The sequence below is a fragment of the Bacillus sp. FJAT-49711 genome (genome assembly GCF_018343715.1).
Classification (GTDB): Bacteria; Bacillota; Bacilli; order Bacillales; family Bacillaceae_C; genus Lederbergia.
Genome location: NZ_JAGYPL010000003.1, coordinates 475,456 through 501,944 on the forward strand (window position 1 = coordinate 475,456; position 26,489 = coordinate 501,944).

Sequence of the window (26,489 nt, forward strand, 5' to 3'; positions counted from 1 at the left end):
AAGATTTTTCGCTTATATAACGCATCTAAAATAATGAAAAAAGAGCTGCAAACTTCATAAGAACTGCTAAACTTTCTAAGTAGAGAAGATAACATTCATATAAAAAGCCTAACATCTATTTTTACTATACTCGATGTTAGGCTTTTTATTTTTCTCTAGCTTATGCCCTTTTAAACAGCACGGAGATAAAGCTCTCCAATCATTTATTATTTCGTAGCATTAGCCCAAGCTTTATCAAGAGACTCTATAAATTGTTGTCCAGTCATATCTTTATTAATAAAGAATTCTTGTGTTGCTGGAGCTAGGTCAGCATCTACAATACCTGCTGGCCATAAGTTAAATGTCCACGGAATAGATTTTCCTGAGTTAGATGCTTCTAATAAATCTGAAGATAGTGGATCTAGATCTTTAGCATCAATATTTGTCATTGCTGGAATGAAACCAAATTCTTCAACAATATATTTTTGTCCTGTTTCACTAGTAGTCATCCAGTTCAAGAAATCCAATGCTGCATCAATTTCTTTTTGATCTGCATCAGCATTTACTGCCCAGTAACTTGGTACACCAACAGCAATTTTATCATTGCCCATTAGCGGAAGTGGAAGCATACCCATATCAAAACCTAGGTCGCCGTAGTCTTTAAACATTCCGTATGCCCAGTTTCCTTGGTGAATCATCGCTGTTTTTCCTGTTGCAAAATCCCCAATTTGCTTATCGTAGTTATACTCAAGTGGATTGTATGATTCTGCTCTGATAGTTTCCATGAATTTGGCAAACTCTTGGAATTCTTTCGTTTCAGCCATTTTCACTTCGCCTTTATTAAGTTTTTCAATAAAAGCTGTTGGGTCATCCAAAAGTGCGAAAGGTGTATTTAAAATATGTGCAATTAAGAAATAGGCTTCTTGTGATAATCCAAGGCCATTAATACCATCTGCTTTAAGTGCTGTTAATGTTTTATTGAATGAATCATAATCTTTTACATCTTCAGGTTTTACTAAATTTTTGTTATAGACAAGTCCGTAGCCTTCAATGCCGTATGGAAGCCCGACTTTTTTACCATCAATTACTAATTCTTTTTCAGGAGCTACATTCTTCATAAAGTCTTGACTGCTTAAATCATATTCATATGACTTAAGTTGCTCTCCCTCAGTTGCTCCTCCCAATGTAAAAATGGATGGGCCTTGCTTACTAGAAAGCTTTGTTTTCAACTGTTGGAAATAATCGTCACCAGTTGTTTCCCAAATTTCAACCTTAATTCCTTTTTCTTTTTCATATTCCTTAGCAAGTGCTTTCATTTGGTCCGTAATTTCAACCTTTGATTGGAAAATAACGATCTTTTCTCCAGCTTTAGAACTACTTCCACCACAACCTGCCAATACGACCATTGACATAAGTAGAATGATAGATATTAAACTAAACGCCTTTTTCATCAATGCGTCCTCCTTTTTAATAAAACGTTATACCTATATTTTAAGTCTTGTCCTGAAAAAGTCAACAAATTTTATATTTCCAATATTTTTTACTTAAATTTATATAGAAATTTAATGAATTTTACATCTTATACTGAATATATAGGTAAATTTTTTATCAAAAATAGGTTTGGTTCTAACTTATTTTACTGAACTTCTCCACTTCATCTTAGCGGAAATTTTAAAAATATCCTTATTGGCTGTCCCTCGAATCATTTCCACTAATTCTTTTGCAGCTAAATAACCACTCTCGTACCGTGGAATCGATACAGTTGTCAGCCCGTATGTTTCAGCAATACTGGCATCATCGAATCCTGTAACGGAAATATCCTTGGGCACTGAATAGTTACTTTCTTTCAAGGCTTTTATAGCACCAATCGCCATATTGTCGTTGGCGCAAACTAAAACTTCTGGAAGGTTATTGCTTAAAGTTAAAATATTGGCAGCACGGTATCCACTTTCTTCGGTAAAATCTCCGAAATAATAGTTAGTCCTTTGAAAGCTAATATTATTTTTCTCGAGCGTATCTTTAAATGCTTGAAATCGCTCTTGATGATCAAGCGAGCTTTCAATTCCGCCAATGTATCCGAAATCACGAAACCCTTTGCCAATAAGGGATTGGACAAGATCACACATAACTGTATAGTTTTCAACAATTACACTTTTAATGTAATCATTATTTACAATCCTATCCATAACAACAATTGGAAACTGTTCATCAGCAACAGAAGCAAGAAAATCATTATCCATTTTTTTATCCAACACAATCGCTCCACCAGCAAAATTATTACGCATGAAATTTTTACTGGAACTTGTCGTACACACAATTAAATCAAAGCCATTTTCCGAAAGGTAATCGTTTATCCCTTTAATAATCTTTAAATAAAAAGATCTTTCAAAATCGCTAAAATTGAAGACAATGGTATTCGTTTTTCCCGACTTTAAACTTCTTCCCATTAAATTAGGCTGATAACCCATTTCTTCGCATATTTGTAATACTCGTTCTCTCGTTTCTTTCCCGACGTTTTTCCGTCCATTGATTACATTTGAAACTGTAGAAACTGAAACACCCGCCATTTTAGCAATTTCCTTAATACCAACCAATTCCATGCCCCTCGCTTCGAGTTATTTTCTGTATTTAGTAAAACATAAAACGTCATTTTTGTAAAATTTACTTTTAATTTTAGTAAAATGGACTCACCCTTAAACGGCGAGTCCATTCTTCTACTCATTTTCTTAGTTCAAATTCTTCAAATATTTCCGTATCGCTGTTCGATCCGATGAAAACCTTAAATTTTCCATTTTCACTTTCAAATTTCATACTTGCTGTGTAAAATCTTAACATTTCTTCTGTTATCACAAATTCAATAGTGTTCGATTCACCTGGTTGAAGATCTATTTTTTGGAGTGCTTTTAACTCTTTAACTGGTCTAACAACACTACCAGCCAAATCTTGAATATATAATTGTACTGTTTCTTTCCCTGCATATTTACCGATATTTTTTACCATAATGGATGCAGTTAATTTTCCGTTATATGATAACACTTTCTCATCAAGTGTAAGATTGGAATATTCAAATTCCGTGTACGATAAACCATAGCCGAAAGGATATAATGGCTCATTTGGAATATCTGTGTATCTCGATTGAAATCTATGACCCGCTTCTCCTTTTTTCAAAGGTCTGCCGGTGTTAAAGGCATTATAGTAAACAGGTATTTGACCGACACTATACGGGAAGCTCATCGATAATTTTCCTGAAGGATTTACATCATTAAAGAGAACATCTGCAACTCCGTTACCGCCTTCTGTTCCTGGGAACCAAGCTTCTACAATCGCATTCGCCTTCTCATTTAATTCTTTTAAATCAAGCGGTCTTCCGTTAAATAGTACAACGACTATATTTTGGTTAACTGCGTGAACTTTCCGGAATAATTCAAGTTGAATTTCAGGCAATGTAATCGCAGCCCGACTTCCCCCTTCGCCACTTTGGATAAAATGCTCACCCAATGCCATGACGACAACATCAGATTGTTTAGCAATCTCTATCGCTTCTTGTAAATCCGCCTTGGCCACGTCCGGATTGAATTCCTGTTCTTCCACCTCATGAGCAAATCCACTAATTCTCGTATCAGGATCTAAAATCTCGCTTCCTTTGGCAAAGCTTACATTAGCACCATCGACTTTTTCTAACACAGCCTGTTTTAGTGTCACTACTTGATCCGAATCTCCATGTATAGACCATAAACCACTTAACGCTTTACTATCTATATATGGGCCAATAAAAGCAATGCTTTGGCTAGATTTACTTAGAGGGAGAGCACCTTCATTTTTTAAAAGAACAAGTGATTCACTCACTATTTTCCTTGCTAAATTGCGGTGTTCATCACAGAGAATGATTTCCTTTTCTTTCTCCTCATCCGCGAAGCGATACGGATTTTCAAAGAGTCCTAATTGATTTTTTAATTGAAGGACACGCATGGCAGATTCATCAATCAATTGCTCCGGTATTTTTCCTTCATCGACTAGCTTTTTCAAATGATGAACATACACGGGTGTAACCATATCAATGTCAACACCTGCTTCAATCGCAAGTTTTGCCGCCTCTTCTCCGTCTTCCGCAACACCATGAGCCATCAGCTCGGCAATTGCTGCATAATCTGAAATGAGTACTCCTTCAAAGCCCCACTCATCTCTTAAAAGGTCTTTCATTAGCCATTTATTTCCTGTAGCAGGAATCCCGTCAACTGTATTAAAAGCTGTCATCACCATGGCACATCCCGCATCAAGCGCTGCTTTATATGCCGGTAAATATTGCTCCCTTAATGTTCTTTCAGACATATCAACCGTGTTATAATCCCGTCCGCCTTCCGGTGCCCCATATGCCGCCAAATGTTTTACACAAGCCGCAAGTGTTCCTTCATCTGATAAAGATTCCCCTTGATAGCCTTTCACCATTGCCGCTCCAAAAAGACCATTCAAATATGCATCTTCTCCCGTTGATTCCATTACCCTTCCCCAACGCGGATCTCTCACTAAATCAACCATCGGAGAAAACGTAATATGTAATCCTGCTGCTGCAGATTCCTTTGCCGCAACCGAAGCGCTTTCTTTTACTAGATCTGGATTGAATGTACTACCAAGTCCGAGCGGAATCGGAAAAATAGTTTTATAGCCATTTATGATATCTGCCATAAACAGCAATGGAATTTTGTGACGATTCTTTTCCAAGTATTCCGTTTGAATTTGTTTTAGTTTTTTTGCACCTAATACATTTAAAATAGATCCTGTATTATTTACAGTGTCATCCTCAAATTTCATGTAACTAGATGGACCTGTACTAATATCAGATCCCTTATAGTAATCACCCGTCAACTGCAGCAACTGGTCAATTTTTTCTTCCAATGTCATGTTAGCTAAAAGTTCATCTAATGCAGATTGTTTCATTTTTAATTCTCCTTATCTTTAAATGATCATTTTCTATTATCAAAATACTTTTGATTCTACTTTTGATTTTAAATCATGCGTCCTTCAAGCAGGAAGCTTGTCTGGTTTTCTCCTATCACATTTTACTCTTTTCTAGCCATTTTCAGTATAAGGACGGAGACAAGAAAGGATGCAGCTCCTGCGACTAATACCCCGCTAATGTTTGCTATATATGCACTTGCATGATGCGGACTCAACGCTATGATTGATAGAAAACTACCAGGTGAAACAGGGCTCAATAATCCGCCATCCAAAAAAGTAAATGTTGCAATTCCACATATCCCGCCAATCATAACAGCCAGCATTAGCAGTGGACGCATTAAGATATACGGAAGATATATTTCATGAATCCCACCAAAAAATTGAACGAGAGCCGCTCCAGGAGCAGTACGTTTGGCGGTGTCTTTTCCAAATAAACTATAGGCCAGCAAAACGCCAACACCCGGACCTGGATTGGCCTCAACAAGAAAAAGGACGGATTTTCCAGTTTCAACAACTTGCTCAATCCCAATTGGCAATAGAATTCCATGATTAAGTGCATTATTTAAGAATAATAGTTTAGCAGGCTCTATTAGAATACTAGTAAAAGGAAGTAATCCATTTTCGGTCATCCAATAAACTCCATTAGTAAGCGCTTTTGTGAAAAAGGAAAAAATAGGACCAATTGTATAAAATGCCGCGATCATAAACAATCCACCTATAATAGCAGCTGTGAAATTATGAACAAGCATTTCGAAACCTGGTTTAATCTTTTTTTCAATAAAACGATCAATCTTTTTTACAAAAAAAGCACAAATAGGACCTATGACCATAGCACCGAGAATCATCGGAATCTCCGAACTCACAATAACACCGACTGTCGCAATCGCACCAACTACAGCACCACGTTGATCGTATACTAATTTACCACCCGTATATCCGATTAAAAATGGCAGTAAATAAGTAATCATGATATCCGCTAGATTACCAAGAAGTACATTTGGTAAAAACCCAGCTGGTACAAACAACGCAGTGAATAAGCCCCACGTAATAAAAGCTGATATATTCGGCATAATCATCGAGCTTAGAAAGTTTCCCAGCTTTTGGATCCTAATTTTTATTTGTTGGCTCATTTACTACTTTCCTCCATCATCCTTTACACCTACAATGTTAAATCAGAAACCGTTATCAAGCAATCATGTTTTTTATCTTAAGCCGATTATATAAGAGTTATATACATATAGGGAGCATTGCTTTAATATTTTCTATCTAAATCAATACTTATGTAGATTATTAAAATACATAGTCGGGTATGCATTACAAACACCTCATGGAAAGCCCTGATAATATTCCTATAGAGATCGTCTTGCTATCATGCTATTCTAAAGTGTACGGTTATTTTTTCACCGTTCGGGAGGAAAGAGTTATGAAATCAAACCATTTACGAATTTTATCCATCATTCTATTGTCATTATTAATAAGCCTTCAGGGCGGGTGCAGCTTGATAAGTAGAGGAAATCAAGATCGTTCCAATCTTGCTACCAATGACGGCGGCATTCATAACCCTCCAGAAACGTTACATGACCAAGAAAAATCCATAATGGAATATCCAAATCAAGAAGAAAAACAGGAAGAGAAAGCGAAAGATTCTAAATCTGTAAAACAGATAGAACAAGATAGAGAGAATGAAAAACAAACTAAAAAAATCGTAGCTGAATCAAAGAATAACCCAGAAGATTTTAATGAATCCACGACAGAAAAATTAAAGGGATTTAACAAAACGAATGAAGATGCCGTTCAAGTTGTAAGTCAGCCTGAGGTTATTTCCGTGCTAGTCAATAAACAAAATAAGCTTCCAGATCATTACAGCCCGAAAGATTTAGTCTATCCTAATGTCCGATTTATTTTTAGCGGCAATCCTGAAAAAAAGAAAATGCGTAAAGAGGCTGCTATGGCATTGGAGAAAATGTTCGCAGGGGCTGAAAAACATGGGATCCTTTTAGCTGGAGCATCTGGGTATCGTTCCCAAGCTACGCAGGAAATACTTTACGGAAGCTATGTGAGAAGAGACGGAAAAACCGCTGCGGATCGATATAGCGCACGTCCTAGTCATAGTGAACACCAGACTGGTTTGGCGATGGATGTATCAGGCATTACTGGTAAATGTGCTGCTATGGATTGTTTTGGAGGCTCTCCTGAGGCTGACTGGTTGGCAGAGCATGCCTATGAGTATGGATTTATAGTCAGGTATCCTAAAGGAAAAGAACATATAACAGGATATCAATATGAACCATGGCATATGCGTTATGTCGGCATAGAGATTGCAACGGAAATATATGAAAAAGACATCACACTTGAAGAATATTATGACAAATCTATTCCTGTGAGCGGAAAATGAATAATAGATAAGAGCAGATCTTAGGTAAGTTCCCTAGATCTGCTTTTACTTATTTATCTTCGATTAAGCCTATTCCTAGTCCTGTAGGATCTACGATATATGCAAGATAAAAATCATCAAATTCCATTTTTTCTCGAACAATCATAGCCCCATGTTCCACAGCCTTTGAAATAGCTTCATCAATCGATTCTACTTCAATTTGTATTCTAATTCCATGGGGAAAATCATTAGGCCCTTTGGCGATTCCGCCACCAATCCCTTTCATATCATTTCCCGTCGTTACTTCTCGATAATCCCAGTGGGGCTCAGCCACTTTCCAACCAAAAACGTTCGAATAAAAATCTACTGCTTTTTCAGGTTCTTGACTATTAAGTTCAAATCCGATTACTTTTCCCGTCATTCCTTACAACCTTTCAAAAAATGTAATAAGATTATGATCAAGATCTAATACATCAAACTCGCGGACTCCCCAAGGCCTGTCGCCCAACGACGTGTTGGGATGAAAAATATTAAAATGTTTAATAGACTCATGCAATTCATCTACATCTATCACTTCAATCCGGCAGCTGGCTGTTCCAGCAATAAATGTTTCTGCGCCCGAAATGATTGGATCTGAAGAACTGCGATTACGCCAGCTATTATCGCTTGCCGCCCATAGATTAATTAGAACATCATTACATTTAAGCACCGCAAAATCCTTATCTTGGTGAATAGCTTTAAATCCCAGCTTTTCCTCATAAAAATTCACACTCTGCTTCATATCTTTCACTGGCATTGCTGGAATGGCGTGCAACATTTTCATGAACGAGCCTCCCTTTTACCCAACTATATTAAGATTACTTCTATATACAATAACAAATATCCTTCACAATTCATTAAATACTACTTTTACAAAGTTAAGGAAACCCTTCCACAATTTGTAATTATATAGATTGGCTGAGTACAATAAGAATAGATGGCATATTTATTACAAGAGGAAGTTTTAGAAAGTGAAAGAAGCTTAGGAATTGCAGATGATTATAATGATCAAAATACAATAATACCAGCATATCTCACATAGTTTACTCTATTTAATTGTCATTTTTCCAATCCCCCACTACTTAATATAAAAGGGACAATCACGGAAAAAAAGGAGCTTGTAAAAAAAGCAAGTAACAAAGCAGAATAAATATTGGGCCAACTAAAAGTGGATTTTGAAGAATGGCAATGAATAAGTTGCGTTTTTTCATATATGTAAAAACCTCGAATAGAATCATCAAACATATAAATACAACAATTGTAAACATAATCATGATGATACGATCCCAGTCCATAAGTTTTAGCATAACACCAAGCATAGCTCCCATCATGCCTGCCATAACCCCGGATAACAACCCTTCAAAGACAGCTAGAAGTGAAAAAAACATTCCCATTAAAATCCCAATGATCGATCCGACTCCCATTCCGATTACCGTTGCCAACAACATATTGTCTTGAAATAATATCCCCATTAACGTTCCGGCAAATAGTCCGATTCCCATCGCAATAGACATCGTAAACAACATTCCGTGCATGTTGCTCACCTTTTTTCTTACCATAAAAACCGATATTCCAGCTCCAAGCAAAAAGACTAACAATAGGAATGACAACAGTATTAAGGAATTAGACATCTGAATCATCTCCGGCGTTTTTGTACAAGTATATGATTCAGCTTAAGATTTTTACACATATTTTTATAAAAGTAATGCACAACAAATCAGGAGACACTGGGTTCAAGCTTGATTACAACAATCGCTGGTTATGTACTTTTGATAAAAATAAAATACACAGTCGCGAATAAATAGTTATTATCGCTACTGTGCTATTAAAAAGATTGACGCTATTCAAATTTATAAGGTATGTATTTTGTTTAAAGACTCCAAAGCGTTTTTTAAACTTTTTTCAACTAAAATTCCCTCAAAGCTAATACCTAAGTGAACGATAGATTGAGCTATTTCTGGCCGCAGCCCTGTTAAAACGGTTTCGACTCCAATTAATTTCAAGGAGTTAATGACTTGAAATAGTTCATTGGCCACCATTGTATCCATCATGGGGACACCGGATAAATCAATTATTAAAAACTGATTTTCCAATTTTGCACAACTATTCAATGTGTTTTCTTTTAATATTTTTGCACGGTAAGTATCAAGGTCACCAATTAATGGAAGGATCGCAATATCATCAGTAAGCGACACGACAGGCACAGAATATTCTTGTATCGCTTTTTGAGCTAGGTCTAATGTTTTCCTATGATTTTCTACAAACGAAACACTAAAAATATATCCCGCATGATCGATAAGAGGATCGATAATACGGTTCACAACAACTACTTCTTCGCCTTTTACATTATTCTCTTTTATAATGTCTATCATCATATCCCACAGTACAGTTCTCCATGATGTTAGTGTTTTTAAGGCTTCATCTAAAGAAAGTTGAAAGCTTACTGCCACCGTACCTGTCACTTCTGCCCATTGTGTGACATTGTCCCACATAGATTCTTTATTATTTTGCTTAACGGCTTCGCCTAAAAACATAAGAAATTCTGCCCGCCACTTATTAAGTTCTTCCATTTGATCTGATGTCATAAAGGAATCGACAAAATTCTTATCAAATATTTCATTTAAACGTACAGCAGCTTGGTAGCTGTTTTCAATAATAAATTCGCCCAATAATATATTAAAGCTCTTTTTCTCCTCCAAATTCCAGACCTCCTATCCTAGTAAAACTACTGTATCATAATACTTGTTAATAATAGTGGAATTTTTATAGCTTTTATCCGTTTTGTTTACTAGACTTTTATTGCCGTTTACTGGCCTACATCTTCCTTTGAACGTTTTTACTTTTACAAAAAAACAGCCCTGTCACAAATAACAGGACTGCCTATTTTCATTTTTTTATTATATCTTCACTGAACCCGGATGATCATCTTTCACAATATCAAGTGATGCTGCTTTTGCATTTATTTCGACTTGCTCAGGGCTCTTACAGCCAGGAATGACAGTAGTAACGGCTGGATGTTGTAAACACCACGCCAGAGCCCATTCTGCCATATTCACACCTTCTGGCACTTCGTTTTGTTTAATTTCCTCTACTAGACGAAGCTTTTCATCAACTTCATCACGATCGCGCCCTTTTCTTACGTTGTCACTAAAAACAGCCCCCGGTCTATATTTACCACTTAGGAATCCACTTGCCAAAGGAACACGAGCCAGTACACCTAGGTCTTGTTCAATACACGAAGGGAAAACTTCCTTTTCTGGAACTTGGTCAATTCGGTTATACACAACTTGGATCGCTTTAGCATTTACCTCAGTTGCTTTTGATGTTTGATAGATATTCGCATTACTGCCAATGGAAATTCCTAGATTTCTAATTTTTCCTGCCTGTACTTGCTTGTCCAGCATCGTCCATAATTCATCGTTATCAAAATCTTCATCGGAACCAGAATGAAATTGATAAAGATCAATATAATCTGTCTGTAAAGATTTGAGTGATTCCTCTAGTTGTATGCGGACTGCATCCACACTCCATGCATGTTCCCAATGGTCATGCCATTTGTGGCCAAACTTGGAAGCAACTACCCAATCTTCACGTCGGTCACGTTTAAGGAAATCACCGATAAAACGTTCGGACATATGATGAGGACCGTAACATTCTGCTGTATCAATCAGGTTAATGCCTAATTCTTTGGCACGTGTCAGAATGGCATCCGCTTCCTCTTGATTAAAATCTTTTCCCCAGTCACCACCAAATTGCCAAGTACCTACACCAACAACTGAAACATTTAAATCCGTTTTCCCTAAGCGTCTATACTTCATAAAAAACACCTCTATACTTATAATTTGGTAATGCTTTCATACTTCATTTATACCATATTGACAGGACTTTCTACTAGTTTTTGATATTGAAAGTTAATTTTCCACTTGATCAAAACTCGCTTCATAAAGCTTTTTCGTCACAATAAAACGCTCTAATGAGTCTTCCGTTCCCATGACTACAGAAATAAGTCGAATATCATCTCTTTCTACTGTACCTGCAAAACAATAACCCGCTTCATCTGTAAAGCCTGTCTTGAGACCATCTACACCCTTGAAGCCAACTTGTTCATTTTTTCCCGGCAGCATCCAATTTGTATTGTTGTATACATGACCACCAAAAGTAAAACTTGATGTTGAGGCAATTTCATGGATTTCAGGAAATTGAGTGATCAATGCTTTTGTTAAAATGGTTAAATCCTTTGCTGACATTTCATTGGCGTCTTGTGGAGAACCAGTGGAGTAGTATTTTCCAAGATCTTCATTATTTAGTCCCGTGCTGTTTACAAACGTTGAATTTTTCAAACCCAATTGAGCGGCGTTTTCATTCATTTCCTCCACAAACTCTTTTTCGGTTCCTGAAACCGTCTCAGCCAATGCAATCGTTGCACCGTTTGCTGATTGAATCGCCATCGCATAAAACAAATCACGAATCGTATACGGTTGATCTTTTTTTAAATGAACAGAAGCAAAACCAGGTGTATTGGAAATGGTATAAGCGTAATCGCTGACGATTATCGATTGATCCCAAGTAAGTTTACCTTTTTTAATCGCCTCTAACACTAAATACTCCGTCATCATTTTCGACATACTTGCGGTCGGAAATGATTCATCGCTATTTTTCTCATAAAGAATGCTACCATCCCTAGCATCGATTAACATAACAGATTTGGCATTTATATTTAATTCCGTTAAAGGATGAATGACTTTAATTGTAAATTCCTTTGGTTTTACCTCAAGTTGTTGAAGCGGCAAGTACCTAACCGACAACGGACTATTCGGTTGATTTTTAGTGTTTATTAGTACGGGGCTTCCAATTATGATTAATAGTAAGATTGGTATAATAACTTTTTTTAATAGCTTCATAATTCCTCCAGGATACAGAATGTCATATATAATATAGCAAAGATTTCATGTTTAAAATGAATCTTTTAAAAAACCATTCCGTATTAATAAAAAAAAGGTATTGTGATGGTGTTAAATATGAGTACAGGTACAATCATTTTTATTATCGCTATGGGTTGGGCATTAATCATTTACGGCGGCTTGACATATTTAATCGTAAAGAAAAAGGAATACAGCCTCATTTCAGGATTTTTACATCGGTCGAAGGAAGAACAGGAATATTTAATTCAAAATGGGTACATTGAGGCATTAGGGAAAATTTTAAAAATTACGTTTTATTTATTTGCAGCAACGTTCTTGTTAGGCCTGCTCCCTATTCCATATGGTTTTGAAACTGGGATTTCCCTATTTTTAGTTGTTTTGCTTGGCGGACTCATTTGGATGCAAAAATTTGAAATCCCTCATAAACGTAAGAAAATGTACTGGATAACAGGTGGGATTATGGCTGTTACTATTGGATTAGTTGGGGGGCTCATAATTGCGGGCTCGGTAGACAACGAGGTTACTGTTAATAACGAAATCTTTGAAGTTTCTGGAATGTACGGAATCGAATGGTCCATCGAGGAGATAAAGTCTGTTGAGCTGTTAGATGAACTTCCAGAAGTGATCATGAAGTCAAATGGCTTTGCAACTTCCGGGCAATTGAAAGGGCGTTTTCAATTAGAAAAACCATACGGTAGTGGTTTATTATTTGTAAGCGGGAAAAACAAACCTTATTTGTATGTAACTACAAAGAAGGATTACTTAATTTTAAATCGAAAAAATAGTGAAGATACACAAAATATTTACGAGGCTTTACTTAAGGTTTGGGAAAATAATAAGTAATTTAGAAAGGAAGGCTCCTAAAACATTGAGCCTTCCTTTTATTTCTTATTTATCTTACTGTTTTTAACGCGCCGCTCCAAGAGACAACTTCTTCAAGCATTGTATTGATGTTTTGTAAATGTAACTCAGCTGGTTTGAATTGACTGAAGTTTTCAAAGTCTGTAAATAATGATAGTGTTGGATGTGTACGAACATCAGCTATTTTCAATTCTCCACAAATTCCACGCAAATGTTCAGCTGCACGGGCTCCACCTGTAGAACCATAACTTACGATTCCAGCAGCTTTGTTATACCATACATCACGAGCTGAATCTAATGCATTTTTCAATGCACCTGTAATGCTGTGATTGTATTCTTGAACAATAAATACAAATCCATCTAAACTAGCAAGCTTTTCATTCCAAGCTTGTAATCCAGGTTCGTCGCCAGTACCTTCACCTAAAAGCGGCAATTTGTACTCTGAAATATCTACGATCTCGTAATTGGCATCTTCACGCAAATCAGCGACCCCTTTTACCCATTCTCCAACTTGTGGGCTAACGCGTCCCTGACGTGTACTTCCTAAAATAATCCCAATGTTTAATTTTTCTTGTGCCATGTATTTTTCCTCCTTGATGACTTATCTATTGTATAATTATAAAGTCCTAAAAAATGGTATAAAACTATTAGTTAGTTACTTTATGTAAGTAATTATATTTATATAATTACAGAGTGTCAAGTTAATAGAATGGAAAATTTAATTACCATTTATTATCTTATTTAATTAAGACTGTGCATTAGTCGTTTAGCCAGAAAAATTTTCACGGCTTTCTATGGATATGGTCATTTTGAATTTTTAATCGTGCAATTTTACGACTTCCCATCGATATGGGCACTTTGAATGCTTCAATCGGATAGATTTCATGTCTTACCTATCGACACAGGTGCTTCGAATAATCCAATCGGTCAGATTTCACGATTGATTTATCGACATGAGCCCAATGATTCATTCATTTGTTATCATTATTCGCAACTCAAATGATTAGTTGTTCAAAAACACTTTTCCGCTCTTTTTTTCATGGGATTGAGTTGCATGTATGGCTTCTTTTACATCCATAAAGTCATATTGAGTATGTGGTGTCATGAGTTTTAGTTTTTTCTCGTTAGAAAAGGAAATCAACCTTTCAAATGTTTCTTGCCATGTTTTTACAGATACTTGTTGGTTCCAATGCCGCAAATGAAATATCTTTACAGTCGCTTTATTCGCTATTATTTTCCAATCGATAGGTTTACCCGATAAAAGACCGATTGATAAAAAAGTTCCGTTAGATTTCAGGCAGTTTGCCATTTCGGTACCGTGTGCACCGCCTATAGAGTCGATTACTGCAGTAATACCCTGCCCATTCGTTAATTCTCGAACTTCAGAAGCTAGTGATGATTTCGATGTATTAATAACATAAGAGGCACCCAATTCTAGTAATTCTTTCGTATGGATATCATTTCTTACGGCAGCTACTAGCTTAAAACCAAAAATTTTAGAAAGCTGGGCAAAAATACGCCCAATCGCGGAGCCGCAGGCATTAACGAGTATTGTGTCGCTAGGTTGCAATTGCAATATCTCCTTGCACACAGCCCAGGCAGTTACTGGATTTATGTATAACTGAGCCGCTGTAAAATCGTCTATTGTATTCGGTATTGGGATTGCCCATTCCGCGGATGAACATACATAGTCTTGCCACGTGCCTTCTCCGCGAAGTGGCAAAACCCGTTTGCCAAGAAGCTCGCGAGAGAGTGAAGGACCGATTTCTTCGACGATCCCAACCCCTTCGTAGCCAGGAATCATCGGAAGTGAAATACGATGCGAATAAGATCCATAAATGGGAATAATATCAGAAGGATTGATCGGACGAGTAATCATTCGAACAAGAATTTCTCCAGCCCGTGGAGATTGAATATGTTTTTTTTCGATTTTCAAAACATTTTCCGGTCTTCCATATTTGTAATATTTCACACATTTTGCTTCCATCCAAAGGCTCCCTTTGCTCAATCTCCCATTGACAGGAAATATCATCGCTTTTATACTTATATCGTAACTCAAATACTAAAAATGTACTTGTGGACTTTTCTAGAGATTCTCTATTTTCGCCACACAGCTGTCTATAAATCAGCCGTGTGGCTTTTCTATGTATAGGAAAGGATGAATTACCATGAAAACTTGGCAATATGCTTTTATTGTGTTTTTAGGCGGATGTTCATATGGAATATTATCTACCTTCGTAAAGCTTGCTTATGCTGCTGGTTTTTCTGTTACGGAAGTAATCGGAGGACAGTACCTATTTGGGGCAATCCTTATTTGGCTCCTGTTCCTTTTTTCTAAGAAACAAAAAATAACCGGACGGCAAATAGGGAAACTATTATTGTCAGGACTTCCTTTCGGTTTGACAGGAGTATTTTATTACCAGGCATTGCAAACGCTTGACGCCTCTTTAGCGATCATTTTCCTTTTTCAATTCGTGTGGATCGGAACATTTTTAGAATGGGCTTTGTATAGGAAAAAGCCAAACTTCAATAAAGTTATTTCAATTATCATCTTAATTATTGGTTCTGTTCTTGCAGCTGGGATCATCGTTGAAAAAGGAATAAACATGACATGGCAAGGATCAATTTGGGGGATACTTTCAGCGATTACCTTTACCATTTCAATATTTCTGACAGGTTCAGTTGAAAAAAACTTACCACCTATTCAAAGAAGTACACTTATTGCTACTGGCGCTTTAATTACGGTAAGTGTTATATTTCCACCTGTGTTTTTAGCAAATATATCGGTCATTATGGGTGTGGCGCCATATGGTATATTGCTCGGATTATTCGGTGTCGCTTTACCCCCGCTTTTATTTTCTATTGGAATGCCTCATGTAGGACCAAGTCTTGGAACAATTTTATCCGCTTCCGAGCTTCCTGTTGCTGTTACAATGGCTTCTATTATTTTAGCAGAACATGTTGGCTTGTCCCAATGGTTTGGGGTCATGTTAATACTGTGCGGGATCATATTTGGCAATATACAGCGTTCCAAAACGGAGCTTGTATACGATAATTAAGCTATAGAGGAAGGGGCGTGTTTTATCCCCTCCCTCTTTTTCATTTTAAAGATTCCACTTTAACACAAGCCCTGAATGTGTAAGTCCTCCCCCAAAACCGTAGAGCAATAATCTATTTCCGTTTTTTACTTTCCCTTCTTCGATTCCAAGGTTAAATGCCAAAGGGATTGATGCGGAAGAGGTATTTCCAAAGTACTCCATGCTTGTTAATGTTTTTTCTATAGGAAAATTAGCTTTTTCGCATATCGATTCGATCATTCTTAAATTGGCACTATGGGGAATGAACCAATCAATATCATCTATATTCAATTGTGCATTGTGCAATAATGTGTTCATCCCTTCCGGTAAAGTTCGTGATGCCCACTTATAAACTTCTCTGCCATTTTGAACAATTTTTCCCGTATCATTTAAAGGTTTCCCATCCATTGTAGTTGAAAAAGATGGTCGATAAACATGAATGCCGCCCTCGCCATTTGTCCCCATATGAGCAGTCACAAAACTTGGGTTTTCATGATCATACTCAACTAACATAGCTCCAGCACCATCTCCGAATAAAATGCAGGTTGTTCGATCCTTATAGTCCGTCACTTTTGACAATGTTTCCGTCGCCACAACCAATATTTTTTTATGAGCGCCTGCAGTAATCAAATTATTCGCCAGATGTAGACCATACGTGAAACCCGCACACGTGGCATTTAAGTCAAAAGCTCCAGTACAAGGAATTTGAAAGTGGTTTTGAATTTGACAAGCAACACTAGGAAATGCAAAGTCCGATGTGGTCGTCGCAACTATGACACAGTCAACGTCTTTTACATCTTTATGATATTTTTCAATCAGATTCTCTATAGCTTTGTAAGCTAAATGAGATGCAAATTCCTCCGGACCTGCAATTCTTCGTTCTTTCATCCCAGTTCTCTGCATAATCCATTCATCATTTGTATCGACCATCTTTTCCAAGTCTTCGTTCAATAATTTCTTCTCAGGAACATAGGTACCAATGGCAGTTATACGCGCTTTAGATTGAAGCATAAACTTCACTCCTTTTTTTACCATTATATCACCAAGTTATAGCACCTGGTGATAATTTTTCTAAAAAAAGACGATATCCATTTGGATATAGCCTAGATTGAATTAAATGTTTCTTTATATAGTTTTAAAATAGACGATTCAAATTAGCCATCTCAATTGCTGATACTGCAGCATCATAGCCTTTATTGCCCGATTTTGTACCAGCGCGTTCAATCGCTTGTTCAATATTTTCGGTTGTTACAATGCCAAAAATCACAGGCACTCCAGTCGACAAACTTACAGAAGCTATGCCTTTTGCTGCCTCATTACATACGTAATCATAATGAGTAGTCGATCCCCGGATTACAGTTCCTAAACCGATAATTGCATCATACTTTTTAGTTTCCACCATCTTTTTCGCTATAAAAGGAACCTCAAATGCACCCGGCACCCAGGCAACATCAATGTCCTCTTCAGAAACACCATGGCGTTTCAAGCCATCCAAAGCACCACTTAATAATTTTCCTGTTAAAAACTCATTAAATCTACCTACTACTACCCCTATTTTTAAATCTGTCCCAATTAATTGAGCTTCAAATACTTGTCCCATTTTTCATCTCTCCTATGCTAAAATATGATTCATTTTTTCTTTTTTAGTCATTAAATATTGTCTGTTTTCTTCAACAGCTGGAATTTCAATCGGAACTCGTTCTACAACTTTAATTCCGTATGTCTCCAAGCCTTCAATTTTTTCAGGGTTGTTCGTCATCAGTCGCACTTCTGTTATTCCTAGATCACGCAGCATTTGGGCGCAAAGACCATATTCACGCATTTCTGGCGGAAAACCTAGTTTTACATTTGCCTCAACAGTATCGTAGCCTTGCTCTTGCAACTCGTAAGTTTTTAATTTATTTAAGAGGCCGATTCCTCTACCCTCCTGGCTCATGTAAAGAACAATTCCTCGTCCTTCCTCTTCAATCATCACCAATGATTGGGCTAGCTGAGGCCCACAATCACAGCGTTTCGAATGAAAAATATCACCTGTTAAGCACTCAGAATGAATTCGGACAAGGGGAGCTTCGTCTTTTGCAGCACTGCCTTTAACAATTGCGACATGCTCCTTACCATCGAGCTCATTGGAATAGCCAATCATCTGAAATTCACCAAATGATGTTGGTAGTTTCACGGACGCCTCACGTTTCACCAATTGCTCATGTTCATGACGATATAATATTAAATCTGAAATGGTGACAAGCTTCATATTTAATAACTGAGCCATTTTAATAAGTTCCGGCACCCTCGCCATTTCGCCGTTTTCGCTCATAATCTCACATATGACACCTGCTGGACGAGCACCACATAGCTTTGCAAAATCTACAGCAGCTTCCGTATGTCCTGGTCTCTCAAGTACACCACGTTCTTTTGCTACAAGTGGAAAAATATGACCTGGACGACGGAAATCTTCACTGGTTGATTCTGAATTTAATATTTGAGATATCGTTTCCGAACGCTCAAATGCGCTAATGCCTGTCTTCGTATTTTTATAGTCAATGCTAACCGTAAAGGCGGTTTGATGATTGTCTGTATTCTTATATACCATTGGATGTAAATCAAGATGCTGTGCCAAGTTATGCGTAATGGGCGTACAAATTAATCCCCGACCATACTTGGCCATAAAATTGATATTCTCTGGTGTAGCATAATCGGCCAGTACTAAAAAATCTCCCTCATTTTCGCGGTCTTCATCATCGACAACGATGATGATTTTACCTTTTTTCAAATCATCTATTGCTTCTTCGATTGTATTAAACATTTTCAATACACCGCCTTTTTTTAAAATCCATTAAGCTCTAAAAAATCCATTGTGATTGATGATTCTTTTTGAGTTCGATTCAAATGATTAACCACATATTTGGACAGTAAATCAGTCTCAATATTTACTAAATTTTGCTCTCTTTTATCTCCTAAAATGGTTCCTTGATATGTGTGAGGTATTAAAGAAACAGTTAGTTTTTTTGGTTGAATATCGAAAATGGTTAAACTAATCCCGTCAATTGCAACCGAACCCTTTAATATGCAATATTGGCTCATTTCCTCACTGATCCCAATATCCATATAGACTGCATTTTCGACATTTCTTTTTCGTAAAATAACACCTGTTCCGTCGACGTGTCCCGAGACGAAGTGTCCACCAAAGCGACCAGTTGGCGGCATCGCCCGCTCTAAATTGACCTTATGTCCCATTTGTAAAGACTGTATATTTGTGGATTTTACCGTTTCTGGCATGACATCAACCGTAAAGTAGTGATTCGAATAGGCATTAGCTGTTAAACATATTCCATTTACCGCGATGCTATCTCCTAGGTTAATGTCTTCTACAATTTTTTTAGATTCTATCGTTAACTGCATACTCTGTAACCCATTCTGTATTGCTTTGACTTTACCTATATCTTCAACAATGCCTGTGAACATGACATAACCTCATTTCAATATCGATGTGATTTTCAAATCCTCTCCAATTACTTCCACATTTTGAAAAGTTAATCTGTATGCTTCTGGCATTTCCTTAACATTTACATCACCGAACATTGGAGCTCCCGAATTACCTCCGATTATTTTCGGTGCTACATACGTAATGAGTTGATTTACATATCCCGATTTCAAAAAGCTAGCATTAATGGTTGTTCCACCTTCTACATAAAGCTTGCTCACATGACGATTTCCGAGAACAGAAAGCACCTCATCAATTTCAATGGAAGGATTTGAAAGTTGAATAATTTCCACATGTGATTGTGTAAAGCTAGCAATCCTATCACTTTCTACACTCGAACCTGTAAAAATCCACGTTTTTGATTGTGTGTCCGTTATGACCTTTTTATCAGGGGTCATCTTTAAGTCAGTATCTAGTATGATTCGAATCGGTTGTTTTTTTGTCTTACCGTAACGGTTCGTTAACATCGGATTGTCTGCTAATACGGTCCCGATTCCGACTAAAATGGCATCGTTTCTTTCACGATCTAAGTGCACATCTGCCAGAACTTGTTCTCCAGTGATCTTTTGGTCGCGACCAGCTTCTGCCGCAATTTTTCCATCAAGTGTGATCGCCTGCTTCAATGTGACGAAGGGCTTTTTTCGTTTAATAAAATGAAAGAACGCCTTATTCAATACATCTGCTTTCTCTTTCAAAACTCCCGTTTCCACTTGTATCCCAGCCTCTTTCATAAGGGCAATACCTTTCCCTGCTACGAGTGGGTTAGGATCAGTTGAGGCGATGACGGCGCGACGCACACCCGATTCGATTAAAGCTTTTGCACAAGGAGGTGTTTTCCCATAATGGCTACAAGGTTCGAGGGTAACATATACAGTAGCTCCTATAGATCTGTTTCCTGCCATTTGCAATGCAATAATTTCTGCATGTGAGCAGCCCGCCTTTAAATGGGAACCAAATCCGATTATTTCCCCATCCTTAACGACTACTGCACCAACAGTGGGATTTGGTGAAGTTTGACCTTCAGATACTCGAGCAAGTTTTATAGCAAAATCCATATAAAACTCGTCATTCATTTTTCTGCCTCCTATCAATTTAGACAAATGAAAACCCCTTAGAAATTATCTACTAAGGGGTTAAAATGAAAGGCATGCTATAAATGGCGTGATTAAATAAGCCTATTGAAGTATTTTTTTCTTCAAAGTTTTTTACCATTGTTCATGCATCCTTCTCCCATCCAGACTATACTGTCGGCTTTGGATTCTCACCAAATCCTGCCTTTTCACAAGGCTCACGGGCTTAGAATTTAATTCATCACCGTCGATTGGGAATTTCACCCGACCCCGAAGGACTACGCAATTATTAAGTTTTGGGAGTTGTCACTAAATAAAGAAAACCCCGTAAATTGTCTACGGGGTCATTAGGAGCTTTTGTATTTTAAGCATAGGCAAATAAACCTTTGGAAGTACATTTTTATTCCAAAGAAATAAGCTGCTCATACATCCTTCTCCCATCCAGACTTTTACTGTCGGCTTTGGATTCTCACCAAATCCTGCCTTTTACAAGGCTCACGGGCTTAGAATTTCTTCATCACCGTCGATTGGGAATTTCACCCGACCCCGAAGGACTATTAGTTTGTGAAAATGATTATAGCACTCTTAAGAGTAAAATTCATCTTTGAAGATTTTGGAAATTATTGTGAAAACATAATTAACTGTTACGTGAAATGCTTCTCCACTTTTCGAATCTCCTTTAATATTTGATTCACAATCTTTTCAATTGATAGAGCACCATCGAGTACAATGTCTGAACTAGGTTTTACGGACATTTCCATTTCCAAATAGGCAGTTCTTCCGTAGGATAAATAATGAGTTAAATCATTTTGGATATTCTCCACTGTATCATTTGAAAAGTCTCTAATTATTCTTCTAGCCATAGCTATATCCAATGGTGTATCAACAAAAATCGCTAGGTCTATGAAATCACTCATACTACTGTTTAAATATGCAAATGGATAGTCAAGAATAATATATTGAACGTCTTGATCATTCAATATAGATTGCATATCAGAGATGAAGGGTGTTAGATTCCATTCATTATAATCAGCTCCCTCATCCACCCATTTGCAAATATCTGCTGGTCTTTCATCAAATTCATAATCATCGAAATACAAGCCTTTGGAATTATCTAGCACTTTCATCAATTCTTTTGTAATGGTCGTCTTCCCACCGCCTGAGACTGCAGCAATCGATATAATAATTGGTTTTTTACTCACCTTCACTTCCCCCTTTTCATATAAAAAAGCGAGTCTCTTTGTTGTGAGAATCTCGCTTTCTTGTTAATTCAAGATTGGCATAAAGCTTAGTATTCCAAGCCCCATTGTTTACGCAATGTATCCATTGTTTTCATAATATTGTATGTTTCATCCAGAGGCATAATGGAACTTTCTATCTTACCTTCACGCAAGCATTGCATTGCTTCCTCTGCTTCAAAAATATAACCATGCAGCTCACGGTCATCTTTAAATTCTTCTATGTCTAAACCTGGACGATGTAAATATGCACTTGGTCCAAACAAGAAATTCGGCAAGTGAATATATCCTTCTGTTCCATAAATAAATGCATCATTGGATAAATTTAAACGGACACCTGAATTCAACATCGCAGTTTTTCCATTTTCATATTCAAAAAGTGCGGAGAACCACTCGTCTACGCCTGTTTCTCCAATATGTGCACTACTTTTAATATTGGTAGGCTGCGCTCCGAATATCAAAGAAGCGAAAGAAATCGGATAAATTCCCGCATCTAACATCGCTCCGCCACCTAGCTTCTTATCAAGCAAGCGACTTTCAGGGCTCCAACCAACATTAAAACCGAAATTAGCGGTCAGCATGTTTACTTCACCGATCTTACCTTCCTTAATCCAATCCATTGCCTTCACAACCGCTGGTAAATAGCGTGTCCACATTGCTTCCATTAAAAATGTATTATTTTCTCTCGCTACTTTGATTAGTTCTTCTGCTTCTTCCGCATTCATAGTGAATGGTTTTTCACATATTACTGCTTTCCCCGCATTCAAGCATTGTAGAACGCATTCCTTGTGCTGTGGATGAAGAGTTCCGACGTAAACAATCTCTACTTCTGGATCTTGAACAAACCCATCATAACTGTTATAAGAACGAGCAATATTGAATTCGCTTGCAAAATTTGCAGCCTTTCCTTCTGTTCTTGAAGCTACTGCGACAAGCTCGGCATTTTCTGATTTTACTAAATCAGAAGCAAATTTACGTGATATATTGCCTGGCCCCATAATTCCCCATTTAATTTTTCTCTCTGACATGTTTAGTTCCCCTTTCCAGCAAATATGTATTTTCTAAATTATAACTCAATATATAATTAAATACCTTATTTTTGCTAAATGACTTTGACTAAGGGAGACTATGTAGGCAAGCTCACATTCATGTCCTTTTAATCAATCGTTTGATTAAATAATTTCTGTCCTTTTCATTTTAATTAACCATTTGTTAAAACATGAGGTAAAAGTCAATTATACGGGAATTGAAATAGTTTAAACGAGAGCCACAGAAATAGGAGAGGCTAGAAGCAAACCATTTTGTTACTATAATTAAAAATGGTCGCCCCACTTTTCCTGTAAAAGCTGTATTTCCTTTTCATGAGGTATCTCTTCCTTTGGTGTTTCCAAAATAAATGGAACATTTGCGAGCTGTGTTGTATTTACCAATTGGTCAAATTGTGACTCTTTAATATAACCGGGTCCGAAAATAGGAGCATGCCGGTCTTTTCCTAAGCGAGTGTCATATTTTGAGTTGTTAAAATGAACAAGCTGTAATTCTTTAAAATATCCAATTTTCTCTCCTTTTTCCAATAAATCACTCCAATTTTCACCGTCCCATAAACCACAAGAAAAAGCATGGCATGTATCAAAACAAAAACCTATCTTTTCAGGATAATCACATAATTTTCGTATCTGAACAAGTTCTTCTAAAGTTGTCCCAAACGCACCAGGCATTCCTGCATTGTTTTCTAATAATATTTTGGCATTCCCGTCCCATTCACCGAGTACTTCATTTAACATTTCAATTATTAATTGGTAGCTTTCAAGAAGAGTAAGATGACTAACCTCTTTACCGAAATGAACGACAACTCCAATCGATCCACAGGCTTCGGTAATTTCCAGATCATTCAACAAAGATTGAATTACTTGATCTCGCTTTCGTTTATCATTCGGAGTCAAGCTAGTGGGATATGGTGAGTGGGTGACAGTCAAGATGGCATTTTCCTCACAAAATTCCTTACATGCAATGGCATCCTGTTGATTAAAATCTTTTACTGATAAACTGCGAGGATTTTTGGGAAAGTATTGAAACGCGCCAGCATTCATTTTTGATGCCTGCTTGGCGGCACCGAAATAGCCATTTTTTATGGATAGGTGACAACCAAATATCATATACATTCTCCTTTAATGCTGACAGTTTTTACAGAAATAAGTTTTTCTAGAGGAAATCTCCGTTTTGATGATAGCTGAAGCACAGCGCTCACATGGTGTTCCTTCACGACCGTGAACCTTCATCATCCTACTATACCCACCCGTTCGGTGATCCCCAAAGAAAAGAGGCTCGCTCATATAACCGCCATTTTGAATGCCCTGTTTAAGAATAAATTTTATTGAATCATACAAGCGATAAAAGTGATCCCGATCTAGTTCATGCATTTTTCTTTCAGGTAAAAGCTGTGCATGCCAAAGAATTTCATCAGAATATCGATTTCCAATTCCCGCAATACATTCTTGATTTATTAACGAGGTCTTTATATTGCTTCTTCTCCCCTTTAATGCATCAAGAAAAGCGTCCAATGAAAAGTTTGGATCCAACGGTTCTGGTCCAATATTCTGCAGTTCCTTTTCAAGCATCTCTGATGATAAAAGATGCAAGTAGCCTAATCGCAACCCAATGAAATAAAGATTTTGATTTCCAAAAGATAACTGTACTTGCACAGTTCTATCTGGTTTTTCCTCCTCTTTTCCATAAAACATCCAGCCTCCAAGCATTAGATGCAATAGCAAACAGGAGCCATTTTGCAGCTGAAAAATTAAATGCTTTGCTCTTCTTTCGACGGATTCTATTTTCTGATTGAGCACCTGTTGCGAAAAATCAGCAATCTCCTTATTTATTGATTTTTCCCGATTAATGATGACATCCGTTATCGTTTCTCCACTGATTTTTTGCTGAAGCAATAATTTATATGTTTCCATTTCCGGCAATTCTGGCATGGTATTTCCTCCCAAAAATGAGTTCTATTATATTTTAGGATGTACTACGGAAGTACGAGCTTGCTATTCCCGTGCGAGGGTGGGTTATTCTCGTTCGGGTCGGGGTTATTCCCGTTCAGGAGAGTGTCATTCCCGTTCGGGTTGGGGTTATTCCCGTTCAAACACATTCTATTCTCGTTCAACGGATTTCTAGGGACATGCGAGGTTCCTATTCCCGTTCGAACATGTTCTATTCTATTTCAACGAATTTCTATGGACGTGCGAGAGTCCTATTCCCGTTCAAGAGAGAGCCATTCCCGTTCGCGTGATGGTTATTCCCGTTCGAACAGATCCTATTCTCGTTCGAACACAATTTATTTCCGTTCAAGCACTTTCTATTCCCGTTCACCTTAGTTCTATGGACTCTAAGACAACTTCTACTTTACTAACACCGAGCTGAGTTAACGGGGATAAGTACATTATTCCTCAATTGCGATATATCATTACATATGGTGGTTAATCAGGGGAAAATCTAAATTTAGTTAAATTATCATGGTAGGTGTTTTTTCGAGGGTTGGAATGAACTATTGAAGTTTTCCTTTCATCGATCAAATTGGGTTATGCTCTATAAAGTCTTTAGTAATAACATTAATCAAACGTTTGATTAATAGTTTTTTATTTCTCCAAGCGTTAATTAAACGTTTGATTAATAGTCACCACTCTATATCGCTATTTCTTTGCAACAAATACTGCAAGCCAATAGTCTCTCCATATGCAATCAACGTCAACGAAGCCAGCCTCATGTAAATAAGTAAGATAATGAGTTATAGATTCACATTTATTACCTTCAGACTTTTGCTTTGCCTTATCAGATATAATAAACTTCTCTATCTTGTCTTCGTCATTTAGGTCTTCACTTAAAGAAGCAAGTTTTATCCTAGCTCTTTTATTACCTATGAGTTTTTCAACTAAAGGTGAGCTCCCTGCCATATGATCAGCAAAAACAAAAAATCCTCCGACATTTAATACATTATAAATCTCCTTAAACAAAACCCTTTTATCATCGGCATGATGAAGTGCCATGGAACTAGTAACTGCTTCTACTTTATTTTCCATGTAGTTCTCGGACCAATTTTTCTTTGTAAAATCTAAAGTAGTAAATTCCAGTTTGGTTGAAGTGCTCTCGAGATCATTTTGGGCAATATCCAACATTGCCTCAGCACCATCAGTAACTAAAATTTCATTAAAGTGATCTGTGGAAATAAGCTTTTTTGTAAATAATCCTGAGCCTGCGCCAAGCTCTAATAATGTTGCGCCTTTTGGAGTTAAATCTACTAATAAGCTAAGGGTTACATCCAACATTTCTTCTTTACGTTTCGGATCAAACCCCTTTTTTGTGTGATACTCTGCTGCTCTTTCATGATAATTGTACGACTGGATACTAATATGCTCAGACATTCTCATCACCCCAAAACAAATTGATTCCCACATTATAAAACTTGCTCATAATTCTTTTTCTATCCCTACAAATGAAT

Annotated in this window: 25 protein-coding genes, 1 pseudogene and 2 riboswitches; of the genes and pseudogenes, 4 read left to right on the plus strand and 22 right to left on the minus strand. The window is 37.2% G+C overall.

Features of this window, described 5'->3' with window-relative positions; all coding sequences use genetic code 11:
- Positions 1-206 precede the first annotated feature (206 nt).
- The 4 genes and pseudogenes from KHA96_RS16375 to KHA96_RS16390 form a co-directional block, all read right to left on the minus strand.
- Positions 207-1,430 (minus strand): sugar ABC transporter substrate-binding protein, encoded by a 1,224-nt coding sequence (locus KHA96_RS16375; RefSeq protein ID WP_213130381.1) that lies wholly within the window; start codon positions 1,428-1,430, stop codon positions 207-209.
- 180 nt (positions 1,431-1,610) lie between these two features.
- Positions 1,611-2,573 (minus strand): LacI family DNA-binding transcriptional regulator, encoded by a 963-nt coding sequence (locus tag KHA96_RS16380; protein WP_213130382.1) that lies wholly within the window; start codon positions 2,571-2,573, stop codon positions 1,611-1,613.
- Between the two features lie 124 nt (positions 2,574-2,697).
- Positions 2,698-4,914, minus strand: coding sequence for a beta-glucosidase BglX (gene bglX / locus KHA96_RS16385; protein ID WP_213130383.1), 2,217 nt, complete (start codon positions 4,912-4,914; stop codon positions 2,698-2,700).
- A gap of 128 nt (positions 4,915-5,042) precedes the next feature.
- Positions 5,043-6,065 (minus strand): annotated as a pseudogene (locus tag KHA96_RS16390) (PTS transporter subunit EIIC); the annotation flags it as partial.
- Positions 6,066-6,358: 293 nt separating this feature from the next.
- On the opposite strand from KHA96_RS16390, the gene KHA96_RS16395 reads away from it, so the two are divergent.
- On the plus strand, positions 6,359-7,330 hold the full coding sequence (locus KHA96_RS16395) for a M15 family metallopeptidase (RefSeq protein WP_249315655.1): 972 nt from the start codon (positions 6,359-6,361) through the stop codon (positions 7,328-7,330).
- Positions 7,331-7,379: 49 nt separating this feature from the next.
- Here the strand turns inward: KHA96_RS16395 and KHA96_RS16400 are convergent, their stop codons facing one another.
- The 6 genes from KHA96_RS16400 to KHA96_RS16425 all read right to left on the minus strand — a co-directional run bounded on the left by KHA96_RS16400 (position 7,380) and on the right by KHA96_RS16425 (position 12,249).
- The gene (locus tag KHA96_RS16400; RefSeq protein ID WP_213130385.1) at positions 7,380-7,730 is read right to left on the minus strand and encodes a VOC family protein; all 351 of its coding nucleotides are present in this window, start codon (positions 7,728-7,730) and stop codon (positions 7,380-7,382) included.
- A 3-nt stretch (positions 7,731-7,733) separates the two neighbouring features.
- Positions 7,734-8,132: a VOC family protein gene (locus KHA96_RS16405; RefSeq protein ID WP_213130386.1), complete on the minus strand. Its 399-nt coding sequence runs from the start codon at positions 8,130-8,132 to the stop codon at positions 7,734-7,736.
- Positions 8,133-8,448: 316 nt separating this feature from the next.
- Positions 8,449-8,979, minus strand: a complete 531-nt coding sequence (locus tag KHA96_RS16410) for a hypothetical protein (RefSeq protein WP_213130387.1) — start codon at positions 8,977-8,979, stop codon at positions 8,449-8,451.
- A 219-nt stretch (positions 8,980-9,198) separates the two neighbouring features.
- Positions 9,199-10,047, minus strand: a complete 849-nt coding sequence (locus KHA96_RS16415) for an STAS domain-containing protein (protein WP_213130388.1) — start codon at positions 10,045-10,047, stop codon at positions 9,199-9,201.
- 198 nt (positions 10,048-10,245) lie between these two features.
- A complete protein-coding gene (locus KHA96_RS16420) occupies positions 10,246-11,166 on the minus strand; it encodes an aldo/keto reductase (protein WP_213130389.1) in 921 nt (306 codons plus the stop codon).
- Positions 11,167-11,259: 93 nt separating this feature from the next.
- The gene (locus KHA96_RS16425) at positions 11,260-12,249 is read right to left on the minus strand and encodes a D-alanyl-D-alanine carboxypeptidase family protein (protein WP_213130390.1); all 990 of its coding nucleotides are present in this window, start codon (positions 12,247-12,249) and stop codon (positions 11,260-11,262) included.
- A 117-nt stretch (positions 12,250-12,366) separates the two neighbouring features.
- Here KHA96_RS16425 and KHA96_RS16430 point away from each other — a divergent pair, with 117 nt between their 5' ends.
- Positions 12,367-13,113: a DUF3784 domain-containing protein gene (locus tag KHA96_RS16430; RefSeq protein ID WP_213130391.1), complete on the plus strand. Its 747-nt coding sequence runs from the start codon at positions 12,367-12,369 to the stop codon at positions 13,111-13,113.
- Positions 13,114-13,162: 49 nt separating this feature from the next.
- Here KHA96_RS16430 and KHA96_RS16435 read toward each other — a convergent pair whose 3' ends face one another.
- Both KHA96_RS16435 and KHA96_RS16440 read right to left on the minus strand, forming a co-directional pair.
- Entirely contained in the window at positions 13,163-13,711 is a 549-nt protein-coding gene (locus KHA96_RS16435) for an NADPH-dependent FMN reductase (protein ID WP_213130392.1), read from the minus strand.
- Between the two features lie 423 nt (positions 13,712-14,134).
- Entirely contained in the window at positions 14,135-15,118 is a 984-nt protein-coding gene (locus KHA96_RS16440) for a zinc-dependent alcohol dehydrogenase family protein (protein ID WP_213130393.1), read from the minus strand.
- Between the two features lie 181 nt (positions 15,119-15,299).
- Between KHA96_RS16440 and KHA96_RS16445 the strand changes: the two genes are divergently transcribed.
- Positions 15,300-16,190 (plus strand): EamA family transporter, encoded by an 891-nt coding sequence (locus KHA96_RS16445; protein WP_213130394.1) that lies wholly within the window; start codon positions 15,300-15,302, stop codon positions 16,188-16,190.
- A gap of 45 nt (positions 16,191-16,235) precedes the next feature.
- Here KHA96_RS16445 and KHA96_RS16450 read toward each other — a convergent pair whose 3' ends face one another.
- From KHA96_RS16450 to mutM, 9 genes are all read right to left on the minus strand, one after another.
- Positions 16,236-17,219: a ketoacyl-ACP synthase III gene (locus KHA96_RS16450; protein ID WP_213130395.1), complete on the minus strand. Its 984-nt coding sequence runs from the start codon at positions 17,217-17,219 to the stop codon at positions 16,236-16,238.
- 124 nt (positions 17,220-17,343) lie between these two features.
- Positions 17,344-17,808 (minus strand): 6,7-dimethyl-8-ribityllumazine synthase, encoded by a 465-nt coding sequence (gene ribH, locus KHA96_RS16455; RefSeq protein ID WP_213130396.1) that lies wholly within the window; start codon positions 17,806-17,808, stop codon positions 17,344-17,346.
- 12 nt (positions 17,809-17,820) lie between these two features.
- Positions 17,821-19,011: a bifunctional 3,4-dihydroxy-2-butanone-4-phosphate synthase/GTP cyclohydrolase II gene (locus KHA96_RS16460; RefSeq protein ID WP_213130397.1), complete on the minus strand. Its 1,191-nt coding sequence runs from the start codon at positions 19,009-19,011 to the stop codon at positions 17,821-17,823.
- A 20-nt stretch (positions 19,012-19,031) separates the two neighbouring features.
- Complete coding sequence (ribE, locus tag KHA96_RS16465; RefSeq protein WP_213130398.1) at positions 19,032-19,670, minus strand: riboflavin synthase; 639 nt, start codon at positions 19,668-19,670, stop codon at positions 19,032-19,034.
- Between the two features lie 9 nt (positions 19,671-19,679).
- A complete protein-coding gene (gene ribD / locus KHA96_RS16470) occupies positions 19,680-20,762 on the minus strand; it encodes a bifunctional diaminohydroxyphosphoribosylaminopyrimidine deaminase/5-amino-6-(5-phosphoribosylamino)uracil reductase RibD (protein WP_213130399.1) in 1,083 nt (360 codons plus the stop codon).
- A gap of 145 nt (positions 20,763-20,907) precedes the next feature.
- A riboswitch (FMN riboswitch) is annotated at positions 20,908-21,041 on the minus strand.
- 143 nt (positions 21,042-21,184) lie between these two features.
- Positions 21,185-21,317: riboswitch (FMN riboswitch) on the minus strand.
- A gap of 86 nt (positions 21,318-21,403) precedes the next feature.
- On the minus strand, positions 21,404-21,961 hold the full coding sequence (locus KHA96_RS16475) for a nucleoside/nucleotide kinase family protein (RefSeq protein ID WP_213130400.1): 558 nt from the start codon (positions 21,959-21,961) through the stop codon (positions 21,404-21,406).
- Between the two features lie 86 nt (positions 21,962-22,047).
- A complete protein-coding gene (locus KHA96_RS16480) occupies positions 22,048-23,025 on the minus strand; it encodes a Gfo/Idh/MocA family protein (RefSeq protein ID WP_213130401.1) in 978 nt (325 codons plus the stop codon).
- A 285-nt stretch (positions 23,026-23,310) separates the two neighbouring features.
- Positions 23,311-24,153: a deoxyribonuclease IV gene (locus tag KHA96_RS16485; RefSeq protein WP_213130402.1), complete on the minus strand. Its 843-nt coding sequence runs from the start codon at positions 24,151-24,153 to the stop codon at positions 23,311-23,313.
- A 12-nt stretch (positions 24,154-24,165) separates the two neighbouring features.
- Positions 24,166-24,975: a bifunctional DNA-formamidopyrimidine glycosylase/DNA-(apurinic or apyrimidinic site) lyase gene (gene mutM, locus KHA96_RS16490; RefSeq protein WP_213130403.1), complete on the minus strand. Its 810-nt coding sequence runs from the start codon at positions 24,973-24,975 to the stop codon at positions 24,166-24,168.
- A gap of 307 nt (positions 24,976-25,282) precedes the next feature.
- On the opposite strand from mutM, the gene KHA96_RS23275 reads away from it, so the two are divergent.
- Positions 25,283-25,414 carry a hypothetical protein gene (locus KHA96_RS23275; RefSeq protein WP_283248466.1) on the plus strand — a complete coding sequence of 44 codons (132 nt, stop codon included), beginning with the start codon at positions 25,283-25,285 and terminating at the stop codon, positions 25,412-25,414.
- Positions 25,415-25,683: 269 nt separating this feature from the next.
- Here the strand turns inward: KHA96_RS23275 and KHA96_RS16495 are convergent, their stop codons facing one another.
- Positions 25,684-26,412, minus strand: coding sequence for a class I SAM-dependent methyltransferase (locus tag KHA96_RS16495; protein WP_213130404.1), 729 nt, complete (start codon positions 26,410-26,412; stop codon positions 25,684-25,686).
- Positions 26,413-26,489: the final 77 nt, after the last annotated feature.